The following is a 17,466-nucleotide window of genomic DNA, read 5'->3' on the forward strand; positions in this document are numbered from 1 at the left end:
GTCATGCCGAAAATGATCGTGTCGATCGACGAGGTAGTTATCAAGGAAGTGCAGCTGACCAAGGAACGAACCACCTTGGGACGCAGGCCCTATAACGACATCGTGATAGACAACCTGGCAGTCAGTGGTGAGCACGCAGTGATCCATATGGGTGCTGCTGAAGTCATGCTGGAAGATCTCAACAGCACCAACGGCACCTACGTCAACGGCAAGGCTATCAAGAAGCAGGCGTTGCAAAACGGAGACGCCATCGAAGTCGGAAAATACCGCATCAAGTTTGTAGGCGACAACGCTGCCGAGACCTTTGACAAGACCATGGTGGTGCAGGCCCGGCCCGCCGCTGCAATGCCCTCGTTTGCGCCCGCCCCCCAGGCTTCTGCACCTGCGGGTCTGGACCTCTCTGGCCTGCCGCCTGCAACCATCAAGGTGCTCAGCGGTGCTGCCGCAGGGCGCGAAGTGCCGCTTACCAAAGTCGTCACCACCATCGGCAAGCCCGGCGTGGCTGTGGCGGCCATCACCAAACGCAACCACCACTACGAGGTCAAGCATGTCGAAGGTGGTGGCAATCCGACACTGAATGGTCAAACCATCACGGCCGAACCCTTGCCCCTGAAGAATGGCGATGTGATCGAACTCGCCGGTACCCAGATGCAGTTCGTTCAGGCCTGAGTCCGCCTTTGAATGCAAGCCTGCGAGGCCCCCGCAACGGGGTTGCGCGGGCCCATTGAAGTGGTGCTGAGTTTGGCATTGGCCGCAAGGCGGTCAGGAGTTTGAGATATGAGTGCTGTGCTGCCACCCGCCCATCCGGAAAAATCGCCAGAGCAGGCGTTTTTCGAATCGCAAAAGCTGCCCTCCCAAACCCGTGGCATGACCTTTGAGGCGCTGTTCTACCGCCAATTGCACCTGGTCACTGCGCGCATCCATGACACCGAGAACGTCGAGCAGATCATGCTGGAGACCAGCCAGGACATCTGCAAACTGCTCAACGCCGACCGCCTGACCCTTTACGCGGTCAACGAAGATGGCACCGCCATCATCTCCAAGATCAAGACCGGCCTGAACAGCAGCCGTGACCTGAAGCTGCCCATCTCCCCCCAAAGCATTGCCGGCTATGCGGCCTACAGCAAGAAAGCGCTGAACCTGCCCGATGTCTATGACGAGGACGCGCTCAAGCGCATACACCCCTCCTTGTCGTTTCTGAAGGAGGTGGACCGCCGCTCCGGCTACCGCACCCGCCAGATGCTGGTGGCGCCGATTCTGGAAGGTGAGCACCTGCATGGCGTGCTGCAGGTCATCAACAACAAAAGCGACGAGCCCTTTGGGGCGCTGGAGCTCGACGGTGTGGCCGAGGTCTGCAAGACCCTGGCCACCGCCATCCGCCAGCGTGCCAGAAAGAACGATGACGAACCCCGCCGCAAGGCCACCAAGTTCGATGGCCTGGTGGCAGATGGGCTGCTGACCGATGAGGAACTCGGCCTGTGCGTGCAGGATGCGCGCAGCCAGGACATTCCGGTGGAGCAGCTGCTTTTCTCGGCCTACAAGATCAAACCGGCGCAGATTGGCGCGGCCTTGTCCAAGTTTTTCGGCCTGCCCTACGAGCCCTTCAACCCGGGACGTATTCGCATAGAGGCCCTGCAAGGCGTGCTGAAACGGGAGTTTGTGGAAGAGCAGGGCTGGATTCCCCTGGAGGAGTCCCCCGAGGGCCTGCTGATCATGTGCCGCGACCCCGAGGCCGTGCGTGGCGCCCGGGTGGTGCCGCAGGTGTTTCCGCGTATCTCCAAGTTTGCCTACCGGGTGACCACGCGCTGGGACTTTGACCAGACCCTGGCCCAGCTGTTCGGTGCGGCAGCAGACACCAGCACCATCGACGATTTGCTGGCCGGCATGGACGGCGGCCCCATAGACGACGGCAGCGGCGAAGACTCGGCACTGGAGTCGGCCGCCGCAGACAACGAGCTGGTCAAGTTCGTCAACAAGGTCATCATCGACGCCTACCACCAGAAGGCCTCCGACATCCACATCGAGCCCATGCCCGGCAAGTTCAAGACCGGCATCCGCTTTCGCATCGATGGTGGCCTGGTGCCCTACGTGGAAGTGCCTGCCCACTTCCGCCAGGCCATGGTCACGCGCCTGAAGATCATGTGCGACCTGGACATCTCCGAGCGCCGCAAGCCGCAGGACGGCAAGATCAAGTTCAAGAAGTACGGCCCCCTGGACATCGAACTGCGCGTGGCCACCATCCCCTCGGCGGGCGGTGTGGAAGACGTCGTGATGCGGATTCTGGCCGCCGGTGAGCCTATCCCCCTGGAAAAGCTGGGCCTCACCCCGCACAACAAGGTGCGCCTGGAGGCCACCGTCAGCAAGCCCTACGGCCTGTTCTATGTCTGCGGCCCAACCGGTTCGGGCAAAACGACCACCCTGCACTCGATCCTGAAATTCCTCAACACGCCGGACACCAAGATCTGGACAGCCGAAGACCCGGTGGAAATCACGCAAAAGGGCTTGCGCCAGGTACAGATCAACAAAAAGGCTGGCATCGACTTTGCTCTCATCATGCGGGCCTTCTTGCGCGCCGACCCGGACATCATCATGGTGGGCGAGTCGCGCGACAAGGAAACTGTCTCCATGGGCGTGGAGGCGTCGCTTACCGGCCACCTGGTGTTCTCCACCCTGCACACCAACTCCGCGCCCGAGTCCATCACCCGCCTGATGGACATGGGCATGGACCCCTTCAACTTCGCCGACGCCCTGCTGGGCATCCTGGCCCAGCGCCTGGCCAAGCGCCTGTGCGACTGTAAGCAGAGCTACGTGCCCGAGGCCGAAGAGCTGCGCCTGTTTGCCGCCGAGTACGCCGAAGAGCTGCGCCACTCCAAGGCCTGGACCCAGGACTATGCCGGCGAGAGCAAGAAGATGGTCGACCAGTGGATGCAGACCTATGGCGAGAACGGCCAGATCCGGCTCTACCGCGCCGTGGGCTGCGACAAGTGCAACAAGACCGGCTACAAGGGCCGGGTCGGCCTGCACGAGCTGCTGGTGGCCGACGACGGCATCAAGAAGCTGATCCAGGAACGCGCCCGCGTGGCCGAGCTGTTTGCAGCCTCGGTGGAAGGCGGTATGCGCACCCTGAAGATGGACGGCATGGAAAAGATCATGATGGGCCTGACCGATTTAAAGATGGTCAGGCAGGTCTGCATCAAGTGATCAAAAGTCCATGACCAAAATGTCAGATGTGACAAACTTTATCCAGGGAACAAGGTAATTTCTGACGCCTTTGGTCAAAAAGTAGCGGGTTTGAACGGAATAGAGTGCTTCAAATGGTTGGCATGGAAGCTGCGGGTAAGTAAGTTCCAGTGTTTATATTTTAAGGAGCTGAAAATGAAGCGTTCTATGCAAAAGGTTCAAAGGGGCTTTACCCTGATTGAGTTGATGATCGTTGTGGCGATTATTGGTATTTTGGCGGCAGTGGCTTTGCCGGCTTACCAGACCTACACCAACAAGGCTAAATTTTCGGAAGTAATTTTGGCGACTGCGGCACACAAGATTGCCATTGAACTGTGCCTGCAAGACCAAGGTGCGGTCGGCGCCAATTGTGCTGCTGGTTCCAATGGCGTGCCGGTTGATATCACGACGGCTTCCGGTCGTGTTGCAAGTGTGACGACTGATGCAACCACGAATGCGGTGACGGCAACAGCCGTAGCGACAGGTGGACTGGGTGGGCAGACCTATATCTTGAACCCAGCCATTACTGGCGGTAAAGTCAATTGGACTTTGGCCACCACTTCAACTTGTATTGCAGCAAATTTCTGCAAGTAAATGGTCGGTTGTTTCCTGAAGCAGCAATAGCTTTGGGAAACGCCAAAAAACAAAATGCCGGCTGCCTTCCATTTGGATTGCGAGCATGGTGGTTGTTTGAAAATCAGATTGTATTTGGTTAGTTTTTAATTTAAAGGGGTTGATATGAAGCGTTCTATGCAAAAAGTTCAAAAGGGTTTCACCCTGATTGAGTTGATGATTGTGGTGGCGATTATTGGTATTTTGGCTGCGGTTGCTTTGCCCGCTTACCAGACTTACACAAACAAGGCCAAGTTCTCTGAGGTGATTTTGGCGACTGCGGCACACAAGATTGCCATGGAGCTTTGCTTGCAAGATCAGGGTGCGGTCGGCGCCAATTGCGCTGCAGGATCCAATGGCGTGCCGGTTGATATCACCACCGCTTCCGGCCGTGTTGCAAGTGTGACGACCAACTCAGGCACGAATGCCGTAACAGCCACCGCCGTCTCAACGGGTGGTCTGGGAGGTCAGACTTATGTCCTGACGCCGGCTATTGCCGCAGGTAAGGTATCGTGGACGTTGAGTGGAACCTGTATTGCAGCCAACTTCTGCAAGTAACATGCGGTGTAGTTTTCAAAGCCGCTAACGCTTTGAAAATCTCAAAAGGCATCCTCCGGGGTGCCTTTTTTATGTGCAAAAAGGTCCTTGTATGAATATGAGAAACTGGTCCCGCCTGGCTGCGATCGTCCTGTTGTCGCTTGTGCTGGGCGCGTTGTATGGGCAGTTTCTGTCAAACCCGATTATTTTTGATGACCTGCCATTCTTTATGGTGGGCAGAAATGGACAGCAACCGGTCGATCGCTATGGGTTTTCTTGGCTGGAAATACGGTCGTTACCCTACGCCACGCTGACCTGGACCAAGGCTTGGTTTGGCTTGGAGCTGGTTTATTTCAGGCTTGGAAACCTGTTCTTGCATATTGCCACCACCCTGGCGCTATTTGGCCTCTTGCAAGCGGTGTTCCGTGCCGTTTATGTTCCCAAATCAGTCGATTCACTGAGCCCGCGCCAGGCCGCCTGGCTGGCGGCCTTGTTGTTCGGGTTGCACCCGGTTGCCACCTATGCCGTGGGCTATCTGGTGCAACGTTCCCTGGTTATGGCTACCTTGTTCAGTCTGCTGGCTTTGTGGGCCTACACACAAGGCAGTGTGGAAAACAAGCCCCGCCTGTTGTGGCTCAGTCTGCCCCTGTACTACCTGGCCGCCTACTCCAAGGAGCATGCCATCATGCTGGTGGTGGTGCTTCTGCCGCTGACCATCCTGTTGCATACCGATTGGCGCCAAAAGTTGGCGCAGCGTTGGCTTCTGTTCGTGGCTTTGCTGGGCATTGCGGCGCTGGTGGTAGCCAGTCGCAAGGGGCTCTTGGGATCAAGCTATGAGATCGATGCACCTGCCATGCTGGGAGCCGATGCTGGCCCTATGGCCTATCCGCTCAGTGTCATCACGCAGTGTGGATTGTTCTTCAAATATGCCCTGCTGTGGCTATGGCCCAACATCCACTGGATGTCGATTGATATGCGCGAACCCTTTGTCCGGTCTATGACAGGGCTGAAGGTGCTGGCGCCGGTGCTGTTCGTGGCCTGGGGTTGGATTGGTTTGCGCCTCTTGACCAAGCGTGGCAACCGCGGATTGCTGGGCCTGGCCATGTTGGGTCCCTGGTTGCTGTTTTTCACCGAGTTGGTGGTCGTACGCATTCAGGAGCCCTTTGTGCTGTACCGCAGTTATCTGTGGGCCAGTGCCGCCTTGTTTGCCCTTCCGGTGCTGTTGAATGGTGTGGAGAAAAAGCTGATTGCCATGTTGGGGTTTGCGGTGGCGGCAACATTTTTCGTACTGAGTATGGAGCGCCTGGCTACGCTGGCTGATCCCATACTGGTCTGGAACGATGCCAAAGAACTGGTGGAGCGCAACGGAGAAAAAGAAGGCGCAGACCGTATCTATTACAACCTGGGGCGGCAACTCTTGCTCAACCACATGTTCAACGAAAGTGAAGAAAATCTGAAAAAGGCACTGGTGCTGGATCCGGATCTGGCCCAGGCGCATGGGGCTTTGGGAGCGGTGTACAACGGGCGCAGCCAATGGGAGCAAGCCATATCCGAATACACCATCGCAAGGGGAATCAACGAAAGGCGCAAAGAGCCAGCCAGCTCGGTGTACCTGATGGGCCGCGCCAAAGCTTACGAAGGAGCAGGCCAATTGAAACTGGCTGTCGCAGATTATCTGGAAGCATGCCGTATCGATGAAAGCATGTGCGAAGTGTTGCGCAAGTCTGCCACCGTGGTCAAAGCGCCGTAGCGCGCACGTGCCCATGCAGGTTACAGCCTACCTATTGCTGGCTCTTCCCTGGCTGAACCCCTTCACCTACGGCCCCACCCAGCCGGTGGTGCAATTCCTTTCGGTCTGGGTGGCCGCGGCCCTGTGCGGGCTGCTGTGCCTGCAGGCGCGCCTGAAAAGCGCAGACGCTGTGCGCATTGTCGCCACCGCCTGGCTGCTGGCGGCTGCCGTCAGCGCCTGCATGGGCCTGCTCCAGTACTGCGGTCTGGCAGCTGCCTTTGGCCCCTGGGTTGACTATGTGGAGGCCGGGCAGGCCTATGGCAATCTGCGCCAGCGCAACCAGCAGGCCACGCTGCTGGCCATAGGCCTGTGCGCGCTGCTGTGGTGGCAGGTGCAAGCAGAGGCCGCAGCACGCACCCACGCGCAAGGCGATGCACTGCACGAGGCCCAGGCTCCATCCCAGGCCAACAGATCTCGGTCCTGGCAGACCCGCGGGCTGATTGCCTTCGCCGCCAGCCTGCTGGCCGCAGCGGACGCGGCTTCGGGCTCGCGCACCGGCATGCTGCAACTGTTGCTGCTGCTGGCCCTGGGTCTGTATTGGCAACGCGCAAGCGCCACCCTGGCGCTGGCGCTGCTGGTCTATGCCGCAGCGGCCGTGCTGCTACCCAACCTGGCCGGGCTGGACCCCTTGCACAGCGGCATTCTGGGGCGTCTGGGGGAGCCTGCCTCACCCTGCGCCAGCCGCCTGACGCTGTGGTCCAACGTGCTGCAGCTGATCGTGCAAAAGCCGTGGACGGGCTGGGGCTGGGGCCAGCTGAGCTACGCGCATTTTGAAACCCTGTACCCCGGCACACGCTTTTGTGAAATCCTGGGCAATGCCCACAACCTGCCCTTGCACCTGGCCGTGGAGTTGGGCCTGCCCGCGGCCGCCCTGCTCTGTGGCGGTGCCTTGTGGCTGGTGCTGTGGGCCAGGCCGTGGCGCGAACAGGACGCCACGCGGCAAATGGCCTGGAGTGTGCTGCTGGTGATTGGCATGCACAGCCTGCTGGAATATCCGCTGTGGTACGCGCCGTTCCAGTTGGCGGCCGTGCTGGCGGTGTGGCTGCTGTGGCAAACCCGCCCAAGACAGGCGCCCACGTTGGCAAGGGCTGCCGAAGGTGGCCAGTCAGCCAGGTCTGTGATCGCGGTGGTCGTGGCCGCGCTGTTGCTGGCCGCTTGCAGCTACGCCGCCTGGGATTACTGGCGCATCAGCCAGATCTACCTGAGCGCGGCGCAGCGCGACCCGGCTTACCGGGATGACACGCTGGAAAAAATCCGCGGCTCCTGGCTGTTTGCCGACCAGGTGAAGTTTGCCGAGTTGGGCACCACGCCACTGACGGCAGACAACGCACCGCACATCCACGCCCTGGCGCTTCAGATGCTGCATTTTTCCCCAGAGGCCAGCGTGGTGACCAAGGTGATTGAGAGTGCCAGCCTGCTGGGCCTGGATGAGGAGGCCAAGCACTACATGCTGCGCTTCAAGCGGGCCTATCCCCAGGACTACGCCGCGTGGGTCAAGGCCCAGGCTGCTGGCAAGGGCGGCGCTTCAGGTGCCAGCGACGAAGCTCCCTGACTTGCCGCCGTGCTTTTCCATCAGACGCACGTCGGTGATGGTCATGCCACGGTCCACTGCCTTGCACATGTCGTAAATCGTGAGCAGCGCCACCTGCACGGCGGTCAGGGCTTCCATCTCCACGCCGGTCGGGCCCACGGTTTCGGCCGTGGCCGAGCAGCGTACCTGGGCTGGCTGGTCGCCTGTGGCGGGCACCAGCTCAAAATCCATGGCCACGCGGGTGAGTGCAATCGGGTGGCACAGGGGAATCAGGTCACTGGTGCGCTTGGCGCCCTGGATGCCGGCAATGCGTGCAATGCCCAGCACGTCGCCCTTTTTTGCAGTGCCCGATGCAATCAGCGCCAGCGTGTCTGGCAGCATGTCAATGCGGCCCTGGGCGATGGCGATGCGGTGCGTGGAGGCCTTGGCGGCTACGTCCACCATGTGGGCTTGTCCGTGGGCGTCAAAATGGGTCAGAGTGCTCATAATCCTGACTTTACCCGAGCTTGACACGCAAGGCCCCTGCCTGATGGCATCCTGCGGCCTGACCCACTGAACCCCATCGATGCTTTCCCATTTCAACACCCGGCGTTTTCGCACCAAGCGGATGGTCCAGGCCTTGCTGCTGGGCCTGGCCACCCTCACGGTCAGCCCGGCACTGCCGCAGGTTCCAGGGCCGCAGACGGCGACTGCGGGCCTGCCCAATTTGGGTGACGGCAGCGACATGACACCGGCCGCAGAGCGGCGCATTGGCGACCGCATTGCCCGCGAGCTGTACCGTGACCCGGACTATCTGGATGACCCGGTCATTACCGACTATGTGCAAGGCATCTGGCAGCCCCTGATTGCGGCGGCGCGCCAGCGCGGTGAACTGCCGGCGCAACTTGACGAGGCCTTTGCCTGGGAGATCCTGATGGGGCGCGACCGCACGGTCAACGCCTTTGCCCTGCCGGGCGGCTACTTTGGGCTGCATCTGGGGCTGGTGGGCATTGTCACCAGCCGGGACGAGCTGGCCTCGGTGCTGGCGCATGAAATCAGCCACGTCACGCAGCGCCACATTTCGCGCAGCATGGCACGCCAGGCGGCGCAGGCGCCCTGGCTGATGGGGGCGATGGTGCTGGGCATGCTGGCTGCCAGCAAAAACCCCGGTGCCGCCCAGGCGGCCATCGTGGGCGGGCAGGCTGCGGCCGTGCAGAGTCAGCTCAATTACTCACGCGACATGGAGCGCGAGGCCGACCGCATTGGCTTTGGTGTGCAAACCCAGGCCGGTTTCGCGCCCCAGGGCTTTGTGAGCATGTTCGAGAAGCTGCAGCAGTCCAGCCGCCTGAATGACTCCGGCGGGTTTCCGTACTTGCGCAGCCACCCGCTGAACACCGAACGCATTGCCGACATGCAGTCGCGTGTGCGCCAGTCCGAGCGGGCCAGCACCGCACCCGTGACCACACTGGAGCACGCCATGGTGGCGGCCCGGGCCCGCGTGTTCTCAGACTCGTCGGTGGATGCTTTGCGGGTGTGGGAGACGCAGGCACAGGGCAGCAACCTGGCCAAGCTGCCAGCAGTGGTGCAGGTAGGCACCCTGTATGGCGCCAGCTTTGCGGCCCTCAAGCAGCGCGACTTTCCACTGGCTCAGGCCACGCTGGCACGTTTGCAGGAGCGCGTGGGCACGAATGCACCGGCCCTGCGCCTGGCCCGCCTGCTGGCGTTGGACATGGCGCTGGCGCAAGGCGACGTGCCCAAAGCACAGCGGCTCAGCCAAAGCCTGAGCGACGGCAGCCGCGCCACGCTGCTGATGCGCAGCCATATCGACACCCTGGCTGGCCAGGGTGAGTCGGCGGCACAAACCTTGCAGACCTGGCTGGCAGACCACCCACATGATGCGCAGGCCTGGCAGGCGCTGGCCGCTGCCAACGCCGCCATTGCACGGCCCGTGGCCGCCGTGCGGGCCGAAGCCGAGGTGAATGTGGCACAGCTGGACTACCAGGGGGCGCTCACCCGCTTCAAGGCCGCGCAGGACATGGCGCGCAAAAGCAGCCTGCCCACAGACCACATCGATGCCTCCATCGTGGACACGCGGGCCCGCCAGATGGAATCACTTCTTCGGGAACAGGCTCTCGAGCGCTGAGTTGATCACCAGGCCGATGAGGGTGTACAGCAGCGAGCCAATGAGTGCCGCACCAAAGCTGCGCACCTGAAAGCCGTCCAGCAGGGCGGACGCCCAGTAGAACATCAGGGCGTTGATGACAAACAGGAAAAGGCCCAGCGTGAGCACCGTCACCGGCAGCGTCAGCACCACCAGGATGGGGCGCAGCACGGCGTTGAGCAGCCCGATCACCAGTGCAGCCACCAGGGCAGCAGAAAAACTCTGCACCACCACGCCGCTATACAGGTGTGCCACGGCCAGCAGGGCCGCTGCGCACAGCAGCCATTTTGCAAGGAGCTTCACGCGTGGCCCTTGCGGTTGACCCACCAGCCAGCACCCAGCACGCCGGCGATGGCTAGCGTATAGGCGGCCCAGCGCGCGGCCGACTGCAGGGGTTCCAGTGCGGCGTGCGGGGCACCAAAAATGCCGGCCAGCAGCGGCTCGCTGACCACCATCTTGGCGGCGGTAAATGCCAGCACGGCGGCACCGAGCTGGATGATGATGGGAAAGCGCTCCACCAACTTGAGCACCACGGTGCTGCCGTACACCACGATGGGCACGCTGATCAAGAGGCCGATGATCACCAGGTCAAAGGCGCCGTGGGAAGCACCAGCCACGCCCAGCACGTTGTCCACGCCCATCAGGGCGTCGGCGATGATGATGGTCTTCATGGCGCCGACAAAGGTGGTGGCGGAGGGGCCGTCGTGCTCCTTCTCGCCGGTGTCGGCCAGCAACTGGTAGGCAATCCACATCAGGGCCAGTCCACCCACGGCCATCAGGCCGGGAATCTTGAGCAGCCAGACCACGCCCACCGTCATCAGGGCACGCACGCCAATGGCGCCCACCGTACCCCACAGGATCGCCTTGCTTCTGAGATGGCCGGGCAGGTTGCGTGCTGCCAGGGCGATGACGATGGCGTTGTCGCCCGCCAGCACCAGATCAATCAAGACAATAGATAAAAGCGCCGAAAACCAGGGCGCAGAAAACATTTCCATATAAACACCTTTCGGGGTTGATGATAGCCAGTCGCCCGAAGCCCCTTGCAATGCTGGGGCCTGGCCCTGGTTGGGCACCATACAGGCTGGGGCATTCTGCGCGGGCTATGATGCGCCTCCCATGACAGGCATCCACATCACCGACATCGAGGCCGCCATCAACTACTGGCGCCAGCGCGAGCCCTCACCGGACGGTGTGTCCCTGCCTGCACCTACGCGCGCATTGGCCGAGGTCTATGCCCTGCTGGTCTATTACCGCGAGCTGGAGGCAGACGCGGCCACTATGCCACCCAAGGCACTGACGGCCTGGCTGGCCTGGTACCACAGCACGCCCGACACGCCCTGCATAGCCATCTGCTCCACGAGTCAGGGCGACGAACAATGCAAGGGCTGCGGGCGCAGCTTTGAAGAGGTGCAGAAGTGGACCGAGATGGAGCCCGTCCAGAAACGCGCCACCTGGCGGCGCATCACCCTGGAAGGCACGGCCTGGCGCTTCAACAAATATGCGGAGCGGGCGGCGGAGAAATCTACTTCCAGCGGATAGGTTCGATGTCGACCGTGTTACTTGCGTCACCCAAGGTCAACGTACCCTCCTGAATCGTGGCCTGCAGCTGCATGCTGCGCTGGGCCAGCGGAATCAGGGCCTGGCTGGCCGCCGTGGGGATGCGGAACACCGACAGGTTCTTGGGTCGGCTGAGCTTGTTCTCCATGCCCTTCCACCAGACTTCCGCCGCGTGGTTGAAGCAGTACAGCACCACTTCGTCAGCCTTGCCGCAGGCCTTGAGCAGCGGCTTGTCTTCAGGCTGGCCTACCTCGATCCACAGGCGTGTGAGGCCGGTGAAGTCGCGCAGCCAGGCATCGGGCTCATTCACATCCGACAGGCCCGCACCAAAGTTCAGCGTGCCGTCGCCGCCGCACACGCTTTGCAGCTTGTGGGCCTCAAACGCCAGCGCCACCAGCCGCACCATCATGCGTTCATCGGTCTCGCTGGGGTGGCGCGCCAGCGTCAGCGCGTGGTCGGCGTAGTAGCTGTGGTCGATGTCGGCAATCTGCAGATTGGCTTTGAAGATGGTGGATTTGATGGCCATCTAGACGCGCTTCGCTAACTCTGCCGCTTTGCCGGTGTAGCTGCCCGGTGTCATCGCCAGCAACAGGTCCTTTTCCACCTGCGGAATCTCCAGCCCGACAATGAAGCCGCGCATCAATTCTTGTGTCATGGCCTCGCCACGGGTGAATTTTTTCAGCTGCTCATAGGGCTGGGGCAGGCCGAAGCGGCGCATCACCGTCTGGATGGGTTCGGCCAGCACTTCCCAGGAAGCGTCCAGGTCGTCGGCAATCGCGGCCTTGTTGATTTCGAGCTTGTTCAGGCCCGTCTGCAGCGACTGGTAGGCCAGCGCGGCATAGCCCAGGGCCACGCCGATGTTGCGTAGCACGGTGGAGTCGGTCAGGTCACGCTGCCAGCGCGACACCGGCAGCTTCTCGGCCAGGTGGCGCAGCACCGCGTTGGCCAGCCCGAGGTTGCCCTCGGCGTTCTCGAAGTCGATGGGGTTGACCTTGTGCGGCATGGTGCTGGAGCCCACTTCGCCATCGCGCAGCTTTTGCTTGAAGTAGCCCAGCGACACATAGCCCCAGATGTCGCGCGACAGGTCAATCAGGATGGTGTTGGTGCGGGCCACCGCGTCAAACAGCTCGGCCATGTAGTCGTGCGGCTCGATCTGCGTGCTGAAGGGCTGGAACGACAGGCCCAGGCCCAGCGGCTCGGGCGTTTCAATGACCCGCTTGCTGAAGGCTTCCCAGTCAAAGTCAGGCCAGGCCGACAGGTGCGCGTTGTAGTTGCCCACAGCGCCATTCATCTTGGCCAGGATCTTGACGGCGGCAATGCGGTCACAGGCGGTTTGCAGACGCACCACCACGTTGGCCATTTCCTTGCCCACGGTGGTGGGGCTGGCGGTCTGGCCGTGGGTGCGGCTGAGCATGGGCACTTCAGCATGCGCGTGGGCCATGTCGCGCAATTTCAGAACCAGCTTGTCCAGCAGCGGCAATATCACCACGTCGCGCGCGGAGCGCAGCTGCAGGCCGTGGCTGGTGTTGTTGATGTCTTCGCTGGTGCAGGCAAAGTGCACAAACTCACCGGCCTTTTCCAGTTCGGGCCTTGCTTCAAACTTGGACTTGATCCAGTACTCCACGGCCTTCACATCGTGGTTGGTGGTTTTCTCAATCGCCTTGATGGCCTCGCCATCGGCTTCGGAAAAATTCTTCACCAGGCCCAGCAGGTAGGTGCGCGCGCCGGGGCTCAAGGGTTTGAATTCGGCAAAGCCGGCGTCGCTCAGGGCGATGAACCAGGCCACCTCCACCTGCACGCGGCGGTGCATGTAGCCCAGTTCGCTGGTCAGGGGGCGCAGGGTGGCAAGCTTGGCGGCGTAACGGCCGTCCAGTGGGGAGAGTGCAGAGATGGCAGAAAAAGTCATACACGAATTGTAGGTGGGTATCCCGCATGCCCCTCCCACTTGGCCTTGTACGCCCATTCATACATACCCAATGGATAGAATGAATGTCACTAATATTTGCAGGCCAGCCATGAAACTCATCGGATCCACCACCAGCCCCTACGTCCGCAAGGTACGAGCAGTGATGGCCGAAAAAAAGCTGGAGTACACCTTCGTCACCGAAGACGTCTGGTCCGAGGGCACCAGCATCTCCAGCTCCAATCCGCTGGGCAAGGTGCCTTGCCTGATCATGGAAGGCGCCGAGGCGCTGTTTGATTCCCGTGTGATCGTCGAGTACCTGGACACGCTGTCCCCCGTGGGCAAGCTGATCCCGGCCGTGGGCCGTGAACGCGCTGAAATCAAGACCTGGGAGGCGCTGGCCGATGGCGTGCTCGATGCCTCCATCCTGGCCCGCATGGAAGCCACCTGGGCCGGTCGCAGCAGCGAGCAGCGCAGCCAGGCCTGGATAGACCGCCAGATGCGCAAGTGCACAGACGCACTCAAGGCCATGAGCCTGGGCCTGGGCGACAAGCCGTATTGCGCTGGCATCCACCTCAGCCTGGCCGACATTGCCGTGGGCTGTGCGCTGGGCTACCTGGACTTCCGTTTCCCCGAGCTGGCCTGGCGCGCCGACTACCCCAACCTGGTCAAGCTCTACGACAAGCTGATGCAGCGCGCCAGCTTTGCCGACACCGTACCGGCCTGAACGCGGGCCCTGCAGGGCTTACACGGTTTTACAAAACCTGGCTGGTGTTTGTGCGGGCCCGCACTTACAGTAGCCTTCTATGGCTACCTACAAGACCGTCTACAAATGCCGCGGCTGTGGCACTCCCAGTTACAAACGATTGATGGAGCGCCAGCCCTCCGGTGCCTGGCTGCCCACAGGGCCTTACCAGTGCTGCGGTTGCCGCAATGTGTTTGAGTCGCTGCGTGCCTGGTGGGGTGAGTCCAAGCGCGCTGGCGATTTCAAGCCCAGCCAGATGCCTGGCTAGTCGCCGCCAGGCGCCCAAACGCTTAGCTGTTGGCGCGGCGCTTGAGCCAGCGCATCAGGCCGCCCACCAGAGGCAGCTTTTCATACAACTCTTCAGCCGCATCCCAGTAGTCGCGGTGCAGCGTGACCAACCCCGACTCTGAAAACACCAGCTGCGAGGCGCCCAGAATGACTTGCTGCGCGCCTCGCTGGAAGCTCTTGAAGCCGAAGCGGAATTCCCAGGTCAGAAAGCACTGATGGCCCTGCACCACCTGGCCCGTCACCACAAAGTGCGGATGCTCCAGTGCTGCAAACATATGCGCAAAGATCTGCCGGATGGCGGCGATGCCGCGCACGTCGTTGAACGGGTCCTTGAAGCGCGCGTCTGCTGCGTAGTACAGCGCGACGTCCTGCACACTCTGCGGGCTCAGGGTTTCAAAATACTGTGCCAGCCGGGTGGCAGCGGCAGTGCAATCTGCAGAGGACATAGGGGTTGGGTTCATGCGGTGGCGTACCGTACCAGCGCAAAGTAGATGCGGTAGGGCAGCACGCGCATCAGCTTGAGCAACAACGTGAAGCGCTTGGGGAAATGGATTTCAAACGCACCCGCGGCCCAGCCCTGCAGGATGGCTGTTGCGGCGGCTTGCGGTGTGATCAGTGCGGGCATCTTGTAGGTGTTCTGTGCCGTGAGCGGAGTTTGCACATAGCCCGGGTTGATCAGGGACACGCCAAGCCCACAGCCTTGGAGCTCCAGGTACAGCGACTCGGCCAGGTGAATCAGCGCGGCCTTGCTTTGCCCATAGCCCAGGCTGTTGGGCAGGCCACTAAAACCGGCCACGCTGCCCACCAGGCTGATATGGCCGTGACCCTGTGCCAGCATGGGCTGCAGCACCGCCTCGAGCAGGTAGAGGGCGCCAGCAAAATTCACCTCCATGTGCCGCAGGACCAGATCTACATCCAGCGCCTGGGCACTTATGGCGGTGTAGGTGCCCGCGCAGTACACCACGCAGTCCAGCGGTCCCTGGGCCAGCACCTGAACGGCTGCCGCCTGCACGGCCTGGCGGTCCGTCACATCCAGGGCCAGCGCCTGCGCGCCGGGGTGCTGGTCCACAAAGGCCTGCAGGTCGTTTTGCTTGCGCGCCGACACGGTCACCAGGGCGCCCTGTGCATGCAGGGCCGCTGCGGTGGCTTCGCCAATGCCGCTGCTGGCGCCCACAAGCCAGACGCGCTTGCCGCGCCAGTCGGCCATGGGAAGGTTGGCGCTTGAAAGAAAGCCCATGGCCTAGCGCTTGTAAAAGGACAGAGTGACTTCACCCAGGCGCACGCCAAACTTGCTCATGGTGGCCTTGTTGAGCATCACGCGCTCGCCCATCAGGTACATCCAGTCGTCAAACTGCACTTCGTAGACCTTGCCATCCACCGGCAGGCTCAGGGTGTAGTTCCAGTGCAGCGCATTGCCGCGGCTCTCTCCCTGGGCCTGGCCCACCACATCGTCGGCGCGGCCGGTGAAACGTCCGTCAGCCAGGCGGGTGAGGTGCCAGACGCGCTTTTGCTTGCTGCCGTCGGAGTAGGTGAAGTCCTCGTCCAGCGTGCCCTCATTGCCCTGCCAGCTGCACACCATCACCACGCTGAAGCGTTTGACCACCGTGCCCGAGCGGTCGGTGAAGACGCCATACGCGTCGAGCGTGCCGTTGAAGTACTGCTGCAGGTCCAGCACCGGTTTTTCGTTGGCATAGCTCTCCATCTGCTGGGAGGCGCAGCCGCCCAGGGTCAGGGCCGATGCCAGTGCCAGGCAGGCCAGCAGCAGGCGTCCGGGTTTCAGAAGGCGAGGTGTCATGGTGTCTTTCGGATGATGAGGGTGTAGAGCAGCGTGGCTGCCAGAAGCTTCAGGCCGCAGGGCAGCAGGCAGTAGGCGATGGTGAGGGTTTGCAGGGCTGCGGCGTCCTGCGCGCCGGGCGTGTAACCCAGCCAGGCCAGCGCGGGCAGGGCAATGCCGGCGGCCAGGGCCAGGTTGAGCTTGGTGGCAAAGTTCCACCAGCCAAAGTAGGCACCCTCGGCCTGGCCCCGGTCGCCACTGCTGGCAATGGTGCCGGCCAGCAGGGCGGCTGGCAGCGCCAGGTCGGTGCCCAGCGCCACGCCCGAGAGCGCGCACACCAGCAGGAAGGCGGCAGAGTCGCCAGCGCCCAGCTGGGCGGCAAACACAAACACGGCCACTGCCAGCAACATGCCCGCACCCCAGGTGCGTGCCAGGCCGATGCGCTCCACCAGCTTGAGCCACAGCGGAATGGACAGTGCGGCACTCAGGAAATAGCTGCCCAGAAACAGCGGCTGCATGGCAGCCGTGGCCTGCAGCCGGTCCTGCACAAAAAACAGGATCAGGGTGGCCGGCACCGCGCTGGCAATGCCGTTGACCACGAACACCGCCAGAAGCGCACGAAAGGCCGGGCGCGCAAACGGCAGCCAGATGGACGCGCGCCCGAGGCGCGTCGTATCGGCGCTTGCAGCGGGAGCGGGGATGGGCGAAGTCACCACGTGCGGTGTGTACGAAACCGCAGGGCGAGCTGCCGGGTCTTGGTGCAGGGCAAGCTGCGGGGCCAAGGGTTTGCGCGCCTGGCGCCAGGCCAGCCAGCCCAGTGCCAGGGCCACAAAGAACAGGGCCGTGGTGGCGGCCATGCCCAACACCAGGGGCGCCACCGAGGCCAGCACCACACCCAGCAGCCCCAGGCCCTCGCGCCAGGCCACGACGCTGGCGCGTTGTGCCTCGTCACCCCCCAAGCGCGCGCCCCAGGACTGGTGCAGTATCGACAAGGCGCTGTAGGCGCCATAGGTCAGCAGCAGGCAGACCGCCGCCCAGGCCAGCAGCGCATTCAGGGAACGCAGCGGCGGAAAAAACAGCAGGGCAAAGCCCAGGCCCAAGAGCGTGCTGGCCAGTGCCGCCCAGGCCAGCACGGTGCCCGGTGCGCGGGTGAAGAGGTGGTCGCTCCAGCGGCCCAGCAGGGGATCTATTACGGCATCCAGCAGGCGCGCTCCCAGCAGCAGCGCGCCCAGTGCAGCCAGGGGCACGCCAAACGCGCGGGCGTAGTAGTTGGGCAGCAGCACATACAGGGGCAGCGCCACAAAGGCCAGGGGAAAGCCCATCAGGCCGTAGCGCCAGCCCTCCCGCCAGCCAAAAGTGGCTTCGGGCACC

At 62.2% G+C, this 17,466-nt stretch carries 19 protein-coding genes; 10 read left to right on the plus strand and 9 right to left on the minus strand.

The annotated features are described in order from the left end of the window. Positions 1-3 precede the first annotated feature (3 nt). From DIC66_RS12965 to DIC66_RS12990, 6 genes are all read left to right on the plus strand, one after another. A complete protein-coding gene (locus DIC66_RS12965; RefSeq protein WP_117177834.1) occupies positions 4-669 on the plus strand; it encodes an FHA domain-containing protein in 666 nt (221 codons plus the stop codon). A 108-nt stretch (positions 670-777) separates the two neighbouring features. Next, positions 778-3,201 carry a GspE/PulE family protein gene (locus tag DIC66_RS12970; RefSeq protein ID WP_117177836.1) on the plus strand — a complete coding sequence of 808 codons (2,424 nt, stop codon included), beginning with the start codon at positions 778-780 and terminating at the stop codon, positions 3,199-3,201. Positions 3,202-3,375: 174 nt separating this feature from the next. Then, positions 3,376-3,813: a pilin gene (locus DIC66_RS12975; protein WP_275405230.1), complete on the plus strand. Its 438-nt coding sequence runs from the start codon at positions 3,376-3,378 to the stop codon at positions 3,811-3,813. 156 nt (positions 3,814-3,969) lie between these two features. Beyond that, positions 3,970-4,389: a pilin gene (locus DIC66_RS12980; RefSeq protein ID WP_117177959.1), complete on the plus strand. Its 420-nt coding sequence runs from the start codon at positions 3,970-3,972 to the stop codon at positions 4,387-4,389. 352 nt (positions 4,390-4,741) lie between these two features. After that, positions 4,742-6,118, plus strand: coding sequence for a hypothetical protein (locus DIC66_RS12985; protein WP_147321306.1), 1,377 nt, complete (start codon positions 4,742-4,744; stop codon positions 6,116-6,118). A 13-nt stretch (positions 6,119-6,131) separates the two neighbouring features. After that, a complete protein-coding gene (locus DIC66_RS12990; protein ID WP_117177840.1) occupies positions 6,132-7,709 on the plus strand; it encodes a Wzy polymerase domain-containing protein in 1,578 nt (525 codons plus the stop codon). Here the strand turns inward: DIC66_RS12990 and moaC are convergent. Next, the gene (gene moaC, locus DIC66_RS12995; protein ID WP_117177842.1) at positions 7,683-8,174 is read right to left on the minus strand and encodes a cyclic pyranopterin monophosphate synthase MoaC; all 492 of its coding nucleotides are present in this window, start codon (positions 8,172-8,174) and stop codon (positions 7,683-7,685) included. The genes DIC66_RS12990 and moaC overlap by 27 nt on opposite strands. Positions 8,175-8,253: 79 nt before the next feature. On the opposite strand from moaC, the gene DIC66_RS13000 reads away from it, so the two are divergent. Further along, positions 8,254-9,810 carry a M48 family metalloprotease gene (locus DIC66_RS13000; RefSeq protein ID WP_233505903.1) on the plus strand — a complete coding sequence of 519 codons (1,557 nt, stop codon included), beginning with the start codon at positions 8,254-8,256 and terminating at the stop codon, positions 9,808-9,810. On the opposite strand, the gene DIC66_RS13005 is transcribed toward DIC66_RS13000, so the two are convergent. Next, on the minus strand, positions 9,778-10,131 hold the full coding sequence (locus DIC66_RS13005; protein ID WP_117177846.1) for a phage holin family protein: 354 nt from the start codon (positions 10,129-10,131) through the stop codon (positions 9,778-9,780). The two genes, DIC66_RS13000 and DIC66_RS13005, sit on opposite strands and share 33 nt — an antisense overlap. After that, positions 10,128-10,823, minus strand: a complete 696-nt coding sequence (locus DIC66_RS13010) for a TerC family protein (protein ID WP_117177848.1) — start codon at positions 10,821-10,823, stop codon at positions 10,128-10,130. The genes DIC66_RS13005 and DIC66_RS13010 overlap by 4 nt, the downstream gene beginning before the upstream one ends. A 121-nt stretch (positions 10,824-10,944) precedes the next feature. On the opposite strand from DIC66_RS13010, the gene DIC66_RS13015 reads away from it, so the two are divergent. Next, entirely contained in the window at positions 10,945-11,367 is a 423-nt protein-coding gene (locus tag DIC66_RS13015) for a DUF3717 domain-containing protein (RefSeq protein ID WP_117177850.1), read from the plus strand. Here the strand turns inward: DIC66_RS13015 and DIC66_RS13020 are convergent. Then, positions 11,351-11,911 carry a YaeQ family protein gene (locus DIC66_RS13020; protein ID WP_117177852.1) on the minus strand — a complete coding sequence of 187 codons (561 nt, stop codon included), beginning with the start codon at positions 11,909-11,911 and terminating at the stop codon, positions 11,351-11,353. The two genes, DIC66_RS13015 and DIC66_RS13020, sit on opposite strands and share 17 nt — an antisense overlap. Beyond that, on the minus strand, positions 11,912-13,291 hold the full coding sequence (gene purB / locus DIC66_RS13025) for an adenylosuccinate lyase (RefSeq protein WP_117177854.1): 1,380 nt from the start codon (positions 13,289-13,291) through the stop codon (positions 11,912-11,914). 109 nt (positions 13,292-13,400) lie between these two features. On the opposite strand from purB, the gene DIC66_RS13030 reads away from it, so the two are divergent. Both DIC66_RS13030 and DIC66_RS22915 read left to right on the plus strand, forming a co-directional pair. Beyond that, positions 13,401-14,015 (plus strand): glutathione S-transferase N-terminal domain-containing protein, encoded by a 615-nt coding sequence (locus DIC66_RS13030; RefSeq protein ID WP_117177856.1) that lies wholly within the window; start codon positions 13,401-13,403, stop codon positions 14,013-14,015. 79 nt (positions 14,016-14,094) lie between these two features. Further along, the gene (locus tag DIC66_RS22915) at positions 14,095-14,301 is read left to right on the plus strand and encodes a hypothetical protein (RefSeq protein WP_147321307.1); all 207 of its coding nucleotides are present in this window, start codon (positions 14,095-14,097) and stop codon (positions 14,299-14,301) included. 22 nt (positions 14,302-14,323) lie between these two features. Here DIC66_RS22915 and DIC66_RS13035 read toward each other — a convergent pair whose 3' ends face one another. Genes DIC66_RS13035 through DIC66_RS13050 form a run of 4 tightly spaced genes read right to left on the minus strand, consistent with a single transcriptional unit; the run spans position 14,324 to position 17,417 of the window. Continuing rightward, complete coding sequence (locus DIC66_RS13035) at positions 14,324-14,767, minus strand: nuclear transport factor 2 family protein (protein WP_117177857.1); 444 nt, start codon at positions 14,765-14,767, stop codon at positions 14,324-14,326. Between the two features lie 11 nt (positions 14,768-14,778). After that, positions 14,779-15,558, minus strand: a complete 780-nt coding sequence (locus tag DIC66_RS13040; RefSeq protein WP_117177859.1) for an SDR family NAD(P)-dependent oxidoreductase — start codon at positions 15,556-15,558, stop codon at positions 14,779-14,781. A gap of 3 nt (positions 15,559-15,561) precedes the next feature. Beyond that, the gene (locus DIC66_RS13045; protein ID WP_117177861.1) at positions 15,562-16,116 is read right to left on the minus strand and encodes a DUF3833 domain-containing protein; all 555 of its coding nucleotides are present in this window, start codon (positions 16,114-16,116) and stop codon (positions 15,562-15,564) included. Beyond that, positions 16,113-17,417 (minus strand): MFS transporter, encoded by a 1,305-nt coding sequence (locus DIC66_RS13050; protein ID WP_117177961.1) that lies wholly within the window; start codon positions 17,415-17,417, stop codon positions 16,113-16,115. Before DIC66_RS13050 ends, DIC66_RS13045 begins: the two co-directional genes overlap by 4 nt. Between the last annotated feature and the right edge of the window lie 49 nt (positions 17,418-17,466).

Origin of the sequence: Rhodoferax lacus (genome assembly GCF_003415675.1) — a bacterium.
Taxonomy (GTDB): domain Bacteria; phylum Pseudomonadota; class Gammaproteobacteria; order Burkholderiales; family Burkholderiaceae_C; genus Allorhodoferax; species Allorhodoferax lacus.